General features: G+C 59.8%; 13 protein-coding genes and 1 tRNA gene. 5 read left to right on the top strand and 9 right to left on the bottom strand.

Annotation, left to right across the window (positions count from 1 at the left end):
- Nucleotides 1-11: 11 nt before the first annotated feature.
- Complete coding sequence (locus phaeop14_RS10130) at nucleotides 12-728, bottom strand: LuxR C-terminal-related transcriptional regulator (RefSeq protein ID WP_096789447.1); 717 nt, start codon at nucleotides 726-728, stop codon at nucleotides 12-14.
- A 348-nt stretch (nucleotides 729-1,076) separates the two neighbouring features.
- On the opposite strand from phaeop14_RS10130, the gene phaeop14_RS10125 reads away from it, so the two are divergent.
- From phaeop14_RS10125 to phaeop14_RS10105, 5 genes are all read left to right on the top strand, one after another.
- A complete protein-coding gene (locus phaeop14_RS10125) occupies nucleotides 1,077-1,625 on the top strand; it encodes an SRPBCC family protein (RefSeq protein WP_096789446.1) in 549 nt (182 codons plus the stop codon).
- A gap of 121 nt (nucleotides 1,626-1,746) precedes the next feature.
- A tRNA-Gly gene (locus phaeop14_RS10120) sits at nucleotides 1,747-1,820 on the top strand.
- A 201-nt stretch (nucleotides 1,821-2,021) separates the two neighbouring features.
- The gene (locus tag phaeop14_RS10115; RefSeq protein WP_040170358.1) at nucleotides 2,022-3,821 is read left to right on the top strand and encodes an ABC transporter transmembrane domain-containing protein; all 1,800 of its coding nucleotides are present in this window, start codon (nucleotides 2,022-2,024) and stop codon (nucleotides 3,819-3,821) included.
- Nucleotides 3,822-4,002: 181 nt separating this feature from the next.
- The gene (locus phaeop14_RS10110) at nucleotides 4,003-5,898 is read left to right on the top strand and encodes an acyl-CoA synthetase (protein WP_096789445.1); all 1,896 of its coding nucleotides are present in this window, start codon (nucleotides 4,003-4,005) and stop codon (nucleotides 5,896-5,898) included.
- Between the two features lie 139 nt (nucleotides 5,899-6,037).
- On the top strand, nucleotides 6,038-6,964 hold the full coding sequence (locus tag phaeop14_RS10105) for an alpha/beta hydrolase (protein WP_096789444.1): 927 nt from the start codon (nucleotides 6,038-6,040) through the stop codon (nucleotides 6,962-6,964).
- Between the two features lie 8 nt (nucleotides 6,965-6,972).
- On the opposite strand, the gene phaeop14_RS10100 is transcribed toward phaeop14_RS10105, so the two are convergent.
- The 8 genes from phaeop14_RS10100 to phaeop14_RS10065 all read right to left on the bottom strand — a co-directional run bounded on the left by phaeop14_RS10100 (nucleotide 6,973) and on the right by phaeop14_RS10065 (nucleotide 15,162).
- On the bottom strand, nucleotides 6,973-7,536 hold the full coding sequence (locus tag phaeop14_RS10100; protein ID WP_040170824.1) for a DUF4453 domain-containing protein: 564 nt from the start codon (nucleotides 7,534-7,536) through the stop codon (nucleotides 6,973-6,975).
- A 56-nt stretch (nucleotides 7,537-7,592) separates the two neighbouring features.
- Entirely contained in the window at nucleotides 7,593-8,429 is an 837-nt protein-coding gene (locus phaeop14_RS10095) for an alkaline phosphatase family protein (RefSeq protein ID WP_040180071.1), read from the bottom strand.
- A gap of 125 nt (nucleotides 8,430-8,554) precedes the next feature.
- Entirely contained in the window at nucleotides 8,555-10,192 is a 1,638-nt protein-coding gene (locus phaeop14_RS10090) for an ABC transporter ATP-binding protein (protein WP_096789443.1), read from the bottom strand.
- Complete coding sequence (locus phaeop14_RS10085) at nucleotides 10,189-11,004, bottom strand: ABC transporter permease (protein WP_040170368.1); 816 nt, start codon at nucleotides 11,002-11,004, stop codon at nucleotides 10,189-10,191. The genes phaeop14_RS10090 and phaeop14_RS10085 overlap by 4 nt, the downstream gene beginning before the upstream one ends.
- Nucleotides 11,001-11,957: an ABC transporter permease gene (locus tag phaeop14_RS10080; RefSeq protein ID WP_040180303.1), complete on the bottom strand. Its 957-nt coding sequence runs from the start codon at nucleotides 11,955-11,957 to the stop codon at nucleotides 11,001-11,003. The genes phaeop14_RS10085 and phaeop14_RS10080 overlap by 4 nt, the downstream gene beginning before the upstream one ends.
- A 14-nt stretch (nucleotides 11,958-11,971) precedes the next feature.
- Nucleotides 11,972-13,558, bottom strand: coding sequence for an ABC transporter substrate-binding protein (locus tag phaeop14_RS10075; RefSeq protein WP_040170369.1), 1,587 nt, complete (start codon nucleotides 13,556-13,558; stop codon nucleotides 11,972-11,974).
- 455 nt (nucleotides 13,559-14,013) lie between these two features.
- On the bottom strand, nucleotides 14,014-14,460 hold the full coding sequence (gene dtd, locus phaeop14_RS10070; protein WP_096789442.1) for a D-aminoacyl-tRNA deacylase: 447 nt from the start codon (nucleotides 14,458-14,460) through the stop codon (nucleotides 14,014-14,016).
- Nucleotides 14,461-14,487: 27 nt separating this feature from the next.
- On the bottom strand, nucleotides 14,488-15,162 hold the full coding sequence (locus tag phaeop14_RS10065) for a nitroreductase (RefSeq protein WP_096789441.1): 675 nt from the start codon (nucleotides 15,160-15,162) through the stop codon (nucleotides 14,488-14,490).
- Nucleotides 15,163-15,204: the final 42 nt, after the last annotated feature.

Genomic DNA, 15,204 nt, shown 5'->3' with positions numbered 1-15,204 from the left:
TGGTAGGCAGTTCAGCCCAGATCTTGCAAGACGTTTGCAAAGCTGGTTTCCTTTGCGATCAGAACTGCTTGGGTGCGGCTTTGCACACCGAGTTTGCGCATGATTGCGGTGACATGAGCCTTGACCGTGGTTTCGGCGATGGACAGGTCATAGGCGATCTGCTTGTTCAGTTTGCCAGCACAGATCAGCTGCAAGATGCGCGCCTGCTGATTGGTCAGTGTCGCCAGTCGCCCGGTCGCGTCCTGCGTTTCGCTGTCGCGCGGCAACAATACGTAGCCGGGCGGGACAAAGGGCGTGCCCTTTGCGATGGCGTCGAACGCGCTGATGTAGATCTCGCGCTGGCTGTGCTTGGGAACGAAACCTGCGGCACCTGCGTGAATGGCGGCACTGATCACCCGATTGTCCGCCATGGATGAGACGACTAGGATCGGCGCGCTGGTGGCGTTGCGTAACCGGATAAGCCCGTCCAGCCCATGAACATCCGGCAGATTCAGATCCAGAACCACCGCATCGGGGGCCGCTTTATCGGCGATCTCGGCCATGGCCAGTTCCAGTGTCGGTGCGGTTGCGATGGTGCTAATCCCGACTGTCGCGCGCAAGGTCATCGCCAAAGCGTCGCAGAACAGCGGATGATCCTCGACGATCAGCGCGGTGACAAAGCGGGCCAAGCCTTGCGGATCGGCGGTGGCGCTCTGCGTCGTGGCTGTTGTGGGGGACGTCTGTGTCATCAGGCTCCTGAGGTCGGGCGGCTGGTTCTGTGGCATAGGTCAGGCACTTGCAGTGACTTAAGCGCTGCTGTCGGCGAGAATCATGCTAACAGCAGAGATGCGGACCTACCAATAGGCGAAAGGTCGAAGGCGATGATCATGCTCTGCGATCTGGACCGACAATGGCCAAGAACAAGCTGACGGCACAGGTTGACCGAAAGCGTTAGGGCGGGGTAGCCCACCGTTGGCCTGCAACCAATGTCGCATATCGGGGCGGTTCCGGTTTAGACTATGCAATGTCATGCAGGCCGTCCGCTGTCTGCTAGGATTGAGATCCCCAGCCGATCGCCAGAAGAAGGAATAGCGCTTATGAAACTTGCCGATACCCGCACCATAGCTGCCCCGCGCGCCGAGGTCTGGCAGGGGTTGCTGGATGCCGAAACCCTGAAGAACGCGGTGCCGGGCTGTCAGGAGATGGACGGCTCCGCCGAGGATGGCTTCACGGCGGTCGTTGTGCAGAAAGTGGGTCCGGTGAAAGCGACGTTTCGCGGGACTGTGACGCTTTCAGATCTCGATGCGCCAAACAGCCTGACCCTGCGCGGCGAGGGGAAGGGCGGCGCTGCCGGTTTTGCCAAGGGGGATGCCCATGTGACTTTGAGCGACGGCGATGATGGGCAGACCCTTCTCAGCTATGAGGTGGAGGCCAAGGTCGGTGGCAAGCTGGCGCAGCTGGGCAGCCGTATCATTGATGGCTTTGCCAAGAAGATGGCCGATCAGTTCTTCGAACGGTTTCAGAGCGCTGTTGAAGCCGATGAGGCAGCTGGCGCCGACGCGGAGGCAGACGACGCGGACACCGAAAACCCCACCGGTGACGACGCGCCGCGCAAGGGGTGGATTGGCCGCGTGCTGGGCAGCTGACACGGCCAAAGATCAGATCTGCGGCAGTCGATGGTTCCAAGCGAAGCTGCGAAATTTGAGATTTTCACGCCAGATCCGCTTGACGCTCAGAAAGCACCGATTTATAGACCAAATTCCCTGAGCGGGTATGGTGAAATGGTATCATAAGAGCCTTCCAAGCTTAAGGTGCGGGTTCGATTCCCGCTACCCGCTCCAGGATGTCCCACATCAGCTGCTACTTGTGCCGCCTGCGCACTCACCCTTCACAACGCGGCACGTCTGGTTGATCTGCGGCATGCGGCGCTATGGCCAGGGATGATGGTCTCTGTGCGCTTGACCTTAGAGGTTTGCGCAGTCATGAACCTTGGCGATGCGCAGGCTCGAGAACCTGCCACACGGAACGTCGAAGGAGCTGACATGGCGGGAAATCAAGCGGTCCCGACTGCGGATGTAGAGCGCGAGAAATCACGCAAAGTTGGTGTTCTTTCCGCACTGTGGCCATTCATGCGTCCCTATCGTGTGCTGATGGCCATGGCGACGCTGGCGCTGGTGTTGACAGCGGGTCTATCGCTGACCCTGCCGCTGGCGGTACGTCGGGTTGTCGACAATTTCCGGATCTCCGAAGCCGCGCTCCTCAATCAGTATTTTGCCGCTGCCCTTGTGATCGCTGCGCTGTTGGCGGCAGGCACCGGGCTGCGTTACGCGCTGGTCACACGGCTGGGCGAGCGGGTGGTTGCTGATATCCGCAAGGCGGTGTTTGACCGTGTCATTGGCATGAGCCCGGCGTTCTATGAACAGATCATGACCGGCGAGGTACTGAGCCGGATCACCACAGATACCACGCTGATCCAGTCGGTTCTGGGGTCCTCCGTGTCGATTGCCCTGCGCAACATGTTGATCTTCATCGGTGGTCTGGCGCTGATGCTGCTGACCTCGGCCAAGCTGACCAGCCTCGTGCTGCTGATCGTGCCTGCGGTGATTGTGCCGATCCTTGTGCTGGGGCGGCGCCTGCGCAAGATCAGCCGCGAGAACCAGGATTGGATCGCGGCCTCATCCGGCAATGCGGGGGAGGCGCTGGGCGCAGTTCAGACGGTTCAGGCCTACACCCATGAAGGTGCAAGCCGGAGCGAATTCAGCCGTCTGACCGAAACCGCCTTTGACGTGTCGATGCGACGGATCCAGACACGCGCCTTTCTGACTGTCATCGTGATCTTTCTGGTTTTCTCCGGGGTGGTTGGGGTGTTGTGGATGGGCGCCAATGACGTGCGCGCAGGCGTGATGACCGAGGGCACCTTGGTTCAGTTTGTGATCTATGCGGTTCTCGTTGCAGGCTCGGTTGCAGCACTGTCCGAAATCTGGAGCGAATTGCAGCGGGCCGCGGGGGCGACCGAGCGGCTGGTGGAGCTGCTGACAGCGATAGATCAGGTCCAAGATCCCAAGCAGCCCCAAACGCTTGTCACACCAGTGCGCGGGGAAATCCGGTTTGACAACGTATCCTTCCGCTATCCGGCGCGTCCACAGATCCCGGCGTTGGTGGATGTTTCCCTGACCGTGCAGCCGGGGGAAACGGTTGCCTTCGTCGGGCCGTCTGGTGCGGGTAAGACAACCATCATCCAGATGATCCAGCGGTTTTATGATCCGACGTCTGGTGCCGTTTGCCTGGATGGTATGCCGTTGCGGGATCTGCAACGGGATGATTTCCGCAAACATATCGCCTTGGTGCCGCAGGATCCGGTCATTTTTGCGCTGTCCGCGCGTGACAACATTCGCTTTGGCCGCCCCGGTGCCAGCGACGCTGAGGTTGAGGCCGCTGCCCGAGCTGCGGCGGCGCATGAGTTTATCACCGCACTGCCCGAAGGCTACGACAGCCAGGTTGGTGAGCGCGGTGTCATGCTCTCGGGTGGGCAGAAACAGCGGATCGCGATTGCCCGTGCCATTCTGCGTGATGCGCCGGTGCTGCTGCTGGACGAGGCGACATCTGCGCTTGACGCGGAAAGCGAACGTCTGGTGCAGGCGGCTGTAGACGAGCTAAGCCAGGGGCGCACCACATTGATCGTGGCGCACCGGCTGGCGACCGTGAAGAAGGCAGACCGTATCGTGGTCATGGAAGAGGGGCGCATCGTGGCCACCGGCACCCATGATCAACTGGTCGCCGAGGGTGGTCTTTATGCTCGTCTGGCGCGGCTGCAGTTCACCGATGGACTGGCTGCAGAATAGGCAAATCCCGCCTCAAACGGTCACTATTTCGGTTCCAAGGTTGAAAACTGTCAAATGTCGCTGCGTCAAAGCGCAGGCTTCCTTGACGTGACCCTGTCGGCGCGCTTGCACGACAGGCCGTTTCAAATCATTTTGTGTTAACTGAAATTCCCCGGCACAAGGGGACTAGGGGAGGAAACCAATGGGATTTGCCACGGCCGCGGACTGCTTGGCACTAGTGAATGAAATGCCCTTCGGGCAGCGAAACATGCCGACAACGCTCTATGGGTTGTTGTCCCGTACGGCCGGGAAGTTTCCTGACAACAAGGCGGTCAGCTATCAGATCTTCTCGGGCCCGACCGACAAGGCCGAGACCCTGACCTGGCGCCAGCTGAAGGATAAGGTCACTCAGGCGGCGAATATGTTCCGCTCCATGGGGATCGGAGAGAAGGACGTCGTTGCCTATATCCTGCCCAACTGTAACGAAACGGTTGTGACACTGCTGGGCGGTGCTGTGGCCGGGATCGCCAATCCGATCAATCCATTGCTTGAGCCAGAGCAGATCGCCTCCATCCTGCGCGAGACCGGGGCAAAGGTGGTGGTGACACTGAAGCCGTTCCCGAAGACCGACGTGGCCCAAAAGGTCGCCGAGGCGGTGCGCCACGCGCCTAAGGTAAACACGGTTCTGGAAATCGACCTCAACCGCTATCTGACCCCGCCGAAGTCTTGGATCGTGCCGATGTTCCGCCCAAAACTTGAGGGCAAGGACAAGCTGGCGCATGCGGACTACAAGAACTTCAACAAAGAGCTGCGCAAGCATCCCACCGAGCTGACCTTTGCGGATTCCGACAGCGACCGCGTGGCCTGCTATTTCCACACTGGCGGCACCACCGGCATGCCTAAGGTGGCACAGCACACTTATTCCGGCATGAACTACAACGGTTGGCTGGGCAGCAAGCTGCTGTTCACTGCCGAAGACAACATCATGTGTCCGTTGCCGCTGTTCCATGTCTTTGCCTGCCATGTGATCCTGATGGCGGCTGTTGCCTCCGGTGCGCATGTGGTGTTCCCAACGCCACAGGGCTATCGCGGCGACGGTGTCTTTGACAATTTCTGGAAGTTGATCGAACGCTGGAAGATTTCCTTCATCATTACGGTGCCCACGGCGATCTCGGCGAAGATGCAGCGCCCGGTGGATGCGGATGTTTCCACCGTGAAAACCGCTTTCTCCGGTTCGGCCCCCTTGCCGGTCGAGCTGTTCAAACGGTTTGAAGAAGCAACCGGCGTCAAGATCGTCGAAGGATACGGCCTGACCGAGGCAACCTGTCTGGTGTCCTGCAATCCGGTTCAGGGTGAGAAGAAAATCGGCTCGATCGGTATTCCGCTGCCCTATACGGATGTGAAGATCGTCAAAGGAACTGAGAGCGGCGCAGTTGAACTGGGTGTGGATGAGATTGGCGAGATCTGCATCTCCAGCCCCGGTGTCTATGCCGGTCACACCTATACCGAGGTCGAGAAAAACGACGGTCTGTTCTACAAGGATCAATACCTGCGCACTGGCGATCTTGGGAAGCTGGACAGCGACGGGTACCTCTGGATCACCGGTCGTGCCAAGGATCTGATCATTCGCGGTGGTCACAATATCGACCCGGCTGAGATTGAAGAGGCGCTTCTGGGGCATGAGGCCGTGGCCTTTGCCGGCGCCATCGGCCAGCCGGATGCCCATGCCGGCGAGGTGCCTTGTGCCTTTGTCGAATTGGTGGACGGCGCAACTGTGACGCCTGACGAGCTTCTGGCTTATTGCCAGATCCACGTACATGAGCGGGCAGCGATCCCGAAACATGTCACCGTGATGGATGAGTTGCCAAAAACCGCGGTGGGCAAGGTCTTCAAACCGGATCTTCGTAAGAATGCCATCACCCGGATCTACAACGACGCGTTGCTCAAGGCGGGTCTGCCGGCCCGTGTCGAACATGTGGTCGATGACAAAGGTCGCGGTCTGGTCGCGCAGGTCGAAGAAAACGGTGCCAAGGCCTCGGATATCTCCGACGTACTGGGGGTCTTTACCCGCCCGTGGGAGCCCATGCCCAAGGCGTGATCCCCCGCCTTCGGCACTGGTCCTTGAACGAGATAGAGAAAGCGCCCCACCGGGGCGCTTTTTTCAATTCTGGGGCATGGTTTTTGACCGCCGCGCTGCTAGGCTCATCCGGCGTGCTACGACACAAGGAACAGGCGAGATGAACTACGAGCGGCTGATCGACGAGGAGACTTGGGCCTTTATCCGCAAGACCGGCGAATGTTATCCGGATGACGCGGTGGATCTGTCGATTGCCGAGCAGCGCAAGGTCTATGACGCCATGGCGGCTGAGTTCCGCGCGGCGCGTCCTGATAGTGTCAGCTGCGAGGATCGTCTGGTGGGTGCCGTTCCGGTGCGGATCTACACCGCCGGAGAACCGGGCTGCACGGTGATGTACTGTCATGGCGGCGGGTTTGTGGTTGGCGGGTTGGACAGCCATGACGACGTCTGTGCCGAGCTTTGCGCGCAAACCGGTTATCGCGTGGTCGCTGTGGATTACCGTCTGTCGCCCGAACACCTGCATCCTGCTGCCTTTGAAGATGCCTGGGCGGTCTGCCAGTGGATCTCTGCCAGATTCGAAGGCGATCTGGTCCTGGCCGGGGACAGCGCTGGTGCCAATCTCTGCGCTGCGGTGGCGCATCATGCCCGTGGACGGCTCACGGGGCTGGTTGGTCAGGTGCTGATCTACGGGGCCTTTGGCGGTGACATCAACGAAGGCTCTTATCTGGAACACGCGCAGGCCCCAATGCTGACGCGGGATGACATTCTGTTCTATGGACAGCTTCGGCGCCCGGAGGGGAGTGAGGTCGGCACTGACCCAACATTGGAACCGCTTGCTGACAATGATTTCTCAGATCTGCCTGCCACCGTGCTGGTCACCGCTGATTGCGATCCGGTGCGCGATGACTCCCGTCACTACCGCGACAAGATTTTGGCAGCCGGGGGCAAGGCACATTGGATCAATGAGCCGGGGTTGGTCCACGGCTATCTGCGCGCCCGCCACAGCGTTGGCCGCGCCCGCGACAGTTTTGAGAGGATTTCCGTTGCAGTGGAAGCGCTGGGGCAGGGGCTCTGGCCTTATGAGTGACGCAGACCCTAGCCTGCAAAGTCACGGCATTGTTCAGGTGCGGCACTGCGATCATACCATCCACCGCTTTTGACGCGCCAGTCGCTCGTATGGGTGGTCACATAAGACCAGTTGCCCACCGGAAGATGGGAATACCCGATGACATCGCCGGGCTGGATCACTCCAATGCGCGCCGTTCCTGCACTGTGACCTGAGTAGAGCGGCACCGGACCACCAAGCCAGCCAAGGCAGGCGCTTTCAAATTCATCGCGGATCGGCAGATCGACAAGGAGGCGGCGCAGATGGGTGTCATTCAGTGCCAGCTGACGGCGCTTGGTATTGACCTTGCAGCCGTGAAACTGCTCTAGCCCCCGGATTTCCTGCACCTGTCGATTGCTGTGTGGGTCAAGCGCGACCGATTTGCCCAGACAGTCGCTATTGTCAAAGACGCTTTGCCCCAGTGTCGACCCGAAGCAATAACCGGCCCGGTCCATGATCAGATTCCGCGTGAACCAAAGATCGTCACAGCCATCCTGCGCCAATGCGGGCAGCGGCAGAAGCAGCAGTATCAGGGCAAGGCAATGTCGGGTCATGGCAGGCTCCTGTCGGGCGAATACATCGATCACCCAAAGAAGCCTGCCATGGATCCTCAGCTGAGGAAAGATTTTGCCTTCATCGTGTCGGCAATTGGCGCACCGAGACGGCTGAGAATGGTGGGGGCCAGTTGCAGCTGATCAATCACCACATCCTCTGCAGGGCCTGTCGCATCGCCAAAGTAATAAAGCGCGGTTTCCTGTTGCAGGGGGCTGCGCCCGCCGTGGTGGCCGCGCTCATCCTGGCCATGATCTGCGGTGACGATGATCTCATAGCCCATGTCGCGCCATTTGATAATGAACGGGGCCAGCATCTCGTCCATCACGAAACAGGCGTGATCCATCTCCTGACAGTCGTGAAAGAACCGGTGCCCCATGCAATCCAGCGTGCAGGTGTGCAGCATGCCGTAGTTGAGGCCAAAGCGTAGGCAAAGATTGGTCAGCGTGCCAAAGAGGTCCACGTCGGAGGGGGTCATCTGGTTGACCAGCCCGTAGCCGGTCATCGAATGGAACCGTCCGTGATTGATCGTGGCGCTGTCGGCCTCGTCATATTCCACATCGCGCACCGGATCATAGGGATGGCGATTGAAGAAGGAGGACCAGAAGCTATGGGCAACTGCACCTGTCACGCCACCACCCTGACGGACCTGACTGAATACATCCTTGTGCCCCAGACGGAAGACATTGCCATTGCCGGTGCAGCCGTGCTCAGCCGGGACCACGCCGGTGTGGATCGAGGCATAGCAGCTGGCGGAAATCGACGGCAGCACCGCCCGGTGTTTCCAGACCCGTGCCTCGCCGCTGTCGACCCAGCCTTCCAGATTGCCAAACAGCCGACGGAAATTGCGCCAGGGGACGCCGTCCAAGATGATGAGGAGAAGTTTGTTGTCCATCGCAGAACCCAGGGTCTTATAAAGGTGAGTTAAAAAGGCGGTCGTGAGGATTGTACCTGCGACCGCCTTTGAGAGCGTCCCGCCGCAGTCGCCTGCGACGAGAGGTGATATGCACTGCCTGCTTGCTAGTTGCCGGCGCTTTCCATCTTGCGGTTGGCGATGACCTCTTCCAGCCAGCCCAGACGCATTTCCGGCACCGAGCTGAGCAACAGATCGGTATAGTCGTCAAAGGGCGGCGACAGTACTTCTGTCTTGCCGCCATAGCGCTGCACGCGCCCCTGATACATCACCGCGATATTGTCCGAAATCGCCCGCACTGTGGCAAGGTCATGGGTGATGAAGAGGAAGGCAACATTCTCGATCTTCTGCAATTCGAGCAGCAGTTTGAGGATGCCATCCGCCACCAGCGGATCCAGCGCCGAGGTGACCTCATCGCAGATGATCATCTTCGGCTTGGCGGCCAAGGCGCGGGCAATGCAGACACGCTGTTTCTGCCCACCCGACAGCTCTGCCGGGTAGCGATCCATGAAGCTTTCGCCCAGTTCGATCTCATCCAGCAGTTCGATGATCCGCTTGCGCTTCTCCGCGCCTTTCATGCCGAAGTAGAACTCCAGCGGGCGCCCGATGATGGTGCCCACGGTCTGGCGCGGGTTCATGGCCACATCTGCCATCTGGTAGATCATCTGCAACTCGCGCAGATCTTCGCGGCTGCGCCCCACCAGATCGGAGGACAGGGTGCGGCCTGCGAACTCGATCTCGCCCTCGCGCGGCGGCAAGAGGCCGGTGATCACCCGTGCTAGTGTCGATTTCCCAGAGCCGGATTCCCCAACCACCGCCAATGTCTGACCGGGGTGCAGGTCAACATTCACATTGTGCAGCACGTCGAACTTGGTGCCCTTGTAGCGCGCGGTGATATTGCGCACGCTCAGCACCGGTTCCGGGGTGGGGGCCTTCTCCTCATGGGTGATGGAGCGGACCGAGACCAGGGCCTGAGTATACTCCTCCTGCGGTGCGTTGATGATCTGATCAACAGGGCCGTATTCCACCATATTGCCGTGGCGCAGCACCATGATGTCGTCGCTCACCTGCGCCACAACCGCGAGGTCGTGGGTGATATAGAGCGCGGCGACACCTGTGTCGCGGATGGCTTCCTTGATCGCCATCAGCACCTCAATCTGGGTGGTCACATCCAGCGCTGTGGTCGGCTCGTCAAACACCACAAGATCCGGCTCCGGGCAAAGCGCCAGCGCGGTCATGCAGCGCTGCAGCTGGCCACCGGAGACCTGATGCGGGTAGCGCTCGCCGATGTTGTCGGGATCGGGCAGGCCCAGCTTGGCAAACAGGCCGCGGGCGCGCGCCTCGGCCTCTTTCTTGGAGAATTTGCCCTGCTCAACCGCCGCTTCGATCACCTGTTCCATGATCTTTTTGGCCGGGTTGAAGGAGGCGGCAGCCGATTGCGACACATAGGTCACCTCGCCACCGCGCAGACGGCGGATATCGCGCAGTTTTGACTGCAGGATATCGCGACCGTTTACCCAGACTTCGCCGCCGGTGATTTTGACACCACCGCGGCCATAGGCCATGGAGGCCAGACCGATGGTGGATTTTCCCGCGCCGGATTCCCCGATCAGCCCCAGCACCTTGCCCGGTTGCAGGTCAAAGCTGACACCATGCACGATTTCGATGTCATGCGGCTTTTCACCCGGCGGGTAGACAGTTGCGCCGATCTTCAGATTGCGCACTTTCATAAGAGGTTCGCTCATCCGCGGCCTCCTTTCAGAGAAGTTGTGCGGTTCAGGACCCAGTCCGCCACAAGGTTGACCGAGATCGCAAGGGTGGCGATTGCAATGGCGGGCAGCAGAGCCGCCGGGATACCATAGACGATGCCTTCCTTGTTCTCTTTCACGATGCCGCCCCAGTCGGCTTCCGGCGGTTGCACGCCAAGGCCGAGGAAGGAGAGCGTCGAGACGAAGAGCACCATGAAGATGAACCGCAGGCCCATTTCGGCCACCAGCGGTGACAGAGCGTTGGGCAGGATCTCGCGGAAGATGATCCAGGCGGTTCTCTCCCCGCGCAGGCGGGCCGCTTCGACGTAGTCCATGACCTCGATATCCACCGCGACGGCACGCGCCAGACGATAGACACGTGTGGAGTCCAGCAGCCCCATGACCACGATCAGCACCGGTACCGTGACCGGCATCACCGACAGAACGACAAGGGCGAAGATCAGCGTTGGGATCGACATGATGAGATCCACCAGCCGCGACATGACCTGATCGACCCAGCCGCCCGCAACAGCGGCAAAGAAGCCAAGGATTGAGCCCGTGGTAAACGACAGGATCGTGGCTGCGGTGGCGATGAAGATGGTTGTGCGACCACCGTAGATCATCCGGCTCAGCAGATCGCGGCCAATGTTGTCGGTGCCCAGAAGATGCTCCGCAGAACGCGGCTCCCAGACGTCACCAACGATTTCCGCCATGCCATAGGGCGCCAACAGCGGCGCAAAGATCGCCATCAGAAAGTAGAGGGCCGTGAAGAACAGCCCGATCATTGCAGAGATAGGGATATTCTTCATTTCGGATGCCTCAGACGCGGGTTGGACAGGATAGCGACAATGTCAGCGATCATGTTCAGAACAATGTAGACAGCGGCAAAGATCAGACCGCAGGCCTGCACCACAGGCACGTCACGCTTGGACACATGGTCGACCAGATACTGCCCCATGCCGGGGTAGACAAAGACCACTTCGATCACCACGACGCCCACCACCAGATAGGCAAGGTTCAGCATCACCACATTGACAATCGGTGCAATGGCGTTGGGAAACGCATGGCGGGCAATCACGTGAAAGGTGCTGAGGCCCTTCAGCTCGGCGGTCTCAATATAGGCCGACTGCATCACATTGAGGATCGCCGCACGGGTCATCCGCATCATATGCGCCAAAACCACCAGCGTCAGCACTGCAACAGGCAGGGCAATGGCGTTGAGTTTTTCCAACAAGCTCATGGAATCGTTGATCATTGCGACCGAGCTGAACCAGCCCATCTGCACCGCAACGAAATAGATCAGCAGATAGCCGATCAGGAATTCAGGGATCGAGATCGAGGCCAGGGTAACGGCCGAGATCAGCTTGTCCGGCCAGCGGTCGCGGTAACGCACCGCCAGAAGGCCCAGAAAGATTGCCAGCGGAACCGAGATAACAGCAGCCCAGAACGCCAGGAACAGCGTATTGCCAAGGCGGCGGCCGATGCTGGTTGCGATGTCCTGACCATTGGTCAGAGCAGTGCCCAGATCCCCCTGCAAAGCGCCGAACAGCCAGTCGAAATAGCGCAGTATGGCAGGTTCATTCAGGCCCAGTTCTTCCCGCAGATTGGCGAGCGCCTCAGGGGTGGCCGACTGGCCCAGAATGGACTGCGCCACATCGCCGGGCAGGATCAGGGTGCCCATGAAAATGAGCACGGATGCGGCAATCAAGAGAATTAGTCCCAGCGCTAGGCGCTGGGACACAAGTTTTACGACGGGGTGCATGGCATAGACCTCTATCAGGCCAACCAGCACTTATGCGACCACTTGCCGGCCATGGTGTCGCCGGTGGAATCCACCACCCAACCCTGAACCTTGCTGCTGGTCGCTTCGATGAAGTCGTTGAACATCGGGCAGATCAGACCGCCTTCGTCGCGCACCATCATGCCCATCTGGCTATAGAGCGCCTTGCGCTTGGCTTCGTCCAGCTCACCGCGCGCGGCAAACAACAGCTTGTCGAAGTCTTCGCGCTTGAAGCGGGTGTCGTTCCAGTCTGCGGTCGACAGATAAGCGGTCGAATACATCTGGTCCTGCACCGGACGGCCACCCCAGTAGGAGGCGCAGAAGGGCTGTGCATTCCAAACTTCCGACCAGTAGCCATCGCCGGGTTCACGCTTCAGCTCCAGCGGGATGCCAGCTGCGTTCGCGGACTGCTGGAACAGCTGTGCTGCGTCCAAAGCACCAGGGAAGGCAACATCCGACACCCGCAGGGTGATCGGGCTGCCGTCGTGGCCGGATTTCTTGTAATGCTCAGCCGCCTTGGCCGGATCAAACGGGCGCTGCGGAATGCTGTCGTCAAACAGCGGGTAGGCTGCGTTGACAGGCATGTCGTTGCCGACAGAGCCGTAGCCGCGCAGCACTTTATCGACCATTTCTTCGCGGTTGATGGCGTACTTCAGCGCCAGACGCAGTTCATTGTTGTCGAACGGCGCTGTGTCGCAATGCATGATGAACACATAGTGACCCGGACCCGCGGCATTGCGCACCGTCAGGTTTGGCGCGCGATCCAGCAGACCTGCGACCTTCGGCTCAACACGGTTGGCGATGTGGACCTGACCGGACTGCAGCGCCGCCATACGGGCGGTGGCGTCGTTGATCACGACGATCTCGACCTCATCTACATGGCCACGGCTGTCATCCCAGTAGTTGGGGTTTTTCTTCCACATGTGGCGCACGCCGGGTTCATCCGCTTCCAGCATATAGGCGCCGGAGCCGATGCCTGCTGCCGGGTTGTCAAAGCCACCATCGGGTTGGATCATCAGGTGATAATCGGCCATCAGATAAGGCAGGTCGGCGTTGGGTGTGGTCAGCGAAACGACGAAGTTGTCACCATCGGCCTTCATGCTTTCGATGCCACGCATAATGCCCAGAGCACCGGATTTACTGTCTTCGTTGGAGTGGCGCTCCATGGTGCGCATCACATCCTCAGCGGTCACCGGCTTGCCGTTGTGGAACTCAACACCCTTGCGGATTTTGAACGTCCATGTCTTGGCGTCAGCGCTGGCTTCGACGCTTTCGGCGACGCGATTTTCGATGCCACCCTCGGGCGTCACATTCACCAGCGTTTCGCCGAACTGATAGAGGTTGTGATAAGGCACTTGGCTGGCGGCCACGGCCGGATCCAGCGAGTCGGTGCTGCCACCGCCGATGGAGCCGAGCTTCAGCGTGCCCCCTTTGACCGGGCCTGCGGCCTCGGCTGCGCGGGCAAACATGCTGCCTGCAACAGCGGCGCTGATCCCCAGTGCTGCGGTTTTGCCCATGAATTCACGCCGGGTCATTTTACCGGAGGTGACGCTTTGCGTCATGAAATCAAGCTGGTCTTTCATTGCGGACTCCCTGTCGTATTTAGACGCTGAACACGTCATTTCTTGAATTGTCATTCAAGGTTTGCGCATTTGATGCGACCTCGCAACCCTTATTAGCGTCCTTTTTGGCGCCAGCAGGGACGGCGAGGTCTTCAAGAGACGGTGATCCCGTCGTCTTTTGCGACTGGTATGTCGTATTTGGCTGGAAGTGAATGCTTGGCGGGACAATATGTGGAAAAAAGCCTCCCGGATCAGAGACCAAATATTATCCCGCTCCCACCGAGGTATTCGCCAATGGCTGGCGAAAATCAGCGCGTTTTCTGCTAGAACGGGTCCATGGAGGGGATCATAGACCCGTTAAGGGTCACTGGCATCAGGCCGGGATTTCGCGCCTTTACCGCAGTTTTTCGTGGTGAGGCAGGGCGGATTGCATCGGCTCGGACCGGACGAAACGCGACATTCGCGCCTGTGCAAGCTCACCAGTCGGCACTGTCCATCCAGATGGTCACCGGGCCGGAATTGACCAAAGCGACCTGCATATCCGCCCCAAAGGATCCGCGCGCCACAGGCACATCCAGCGCCGCCAGTTGGTCGGCAAATCTGGTATACAGCGCGCGCCCCAGGTCCGGGGCGGCAGCATTGGAAAACCCGGGGCGATTGCCCCGGCGGGTGTCGGCGGCAAGGGTGAACTGGCTGACGACCAAGGCGCTGCCACCGATGTCTTTCACGGAGCGGTTCATCTTGCCTGCTTCATCGCGAAAAATCCGCAGCTTGCTGATCTTGGCTGCTATCTGATCGGCGTGTGCTTCGCTGTCGCCTTCCATAGCGCAGATCAGGATCAGTAGGCCGGGACCGATATTGCCGATGACCTCACCGTCAACACGGACGGAGGCCTCAGAAACGCGTTGGATCAGAGCACGCATAATCTCTCCTATTCTGGGATCGGGGCGTCAGTCGCGCCAGCTGGTAAATTCGTCCAATTCGGCGCGCTCGGTTCGAAACTGATTGGCAGGATGGTCTGGATCGCCGTAGCCGAAGGACAGCGCGCAGAGGATCGTGCGGTCTTCTGGTATGTCGCAGAATTCGTGCAGCATCGGCGCATATGTGGCAACCGCAGCCTGCGCGATGGTGGCCACACCGGCAGCTGTTGCGGCCAGCGAGAAACCGGTAACAAATCCACCGCAGTCGAGCGCGCCGTAGGGGCCAAGCTCCTTGGGGCTGGTCAGAATGGCACAATTGGGGGCGTCAAACAGGGTGAAATTGCGCATCATCTGCTGGTGTGAGGCTGCGCGATCGCCGCGTTCGACACCCACCGCCTCATATAACGCCCAGCCGCAGGCCTGGCGGCGGGTTTTGTATTCGCCGCTGTAGCGTTCGGGAAAGGGCAGATCCGGTGCAACGGGATCTTTCATTACCGCTTCCATCAGCGCAGATCGCAGCGCGTTGGTAGCCGCACCGCTGAACAGCGTCACCTGCCAAGGTTGGGCATTGCACCAGGACGGCACTTTCTGTGCGCAGCGCAGAATATCCTCGATCACCGCGCGCGGCACCGGATCCGGGCGAAACGCACGGCAGCTGTGGCGCGCCCGCAGCAGCGCATCAAGGGCGGGAAGGGTGGTCGTCATGATGCGTCCTCATCCTGTATTTGCGAGGGGGTATTCAGGCTC

The organism is Phaeobacter piscinae, from assembly GCF_002407245.1.
In the GTDB taxonomy this organism is placed as follows: Bacteria; Pseudomonadota; Alphaproteobacteria; order Rhodobacterales; family Rhodobacteraceae; genus Phaeobacter; species Phaeobacter piscinae.
This window is presented reverse-complemented; position numbering and strand designations above follow the sequence as displayed.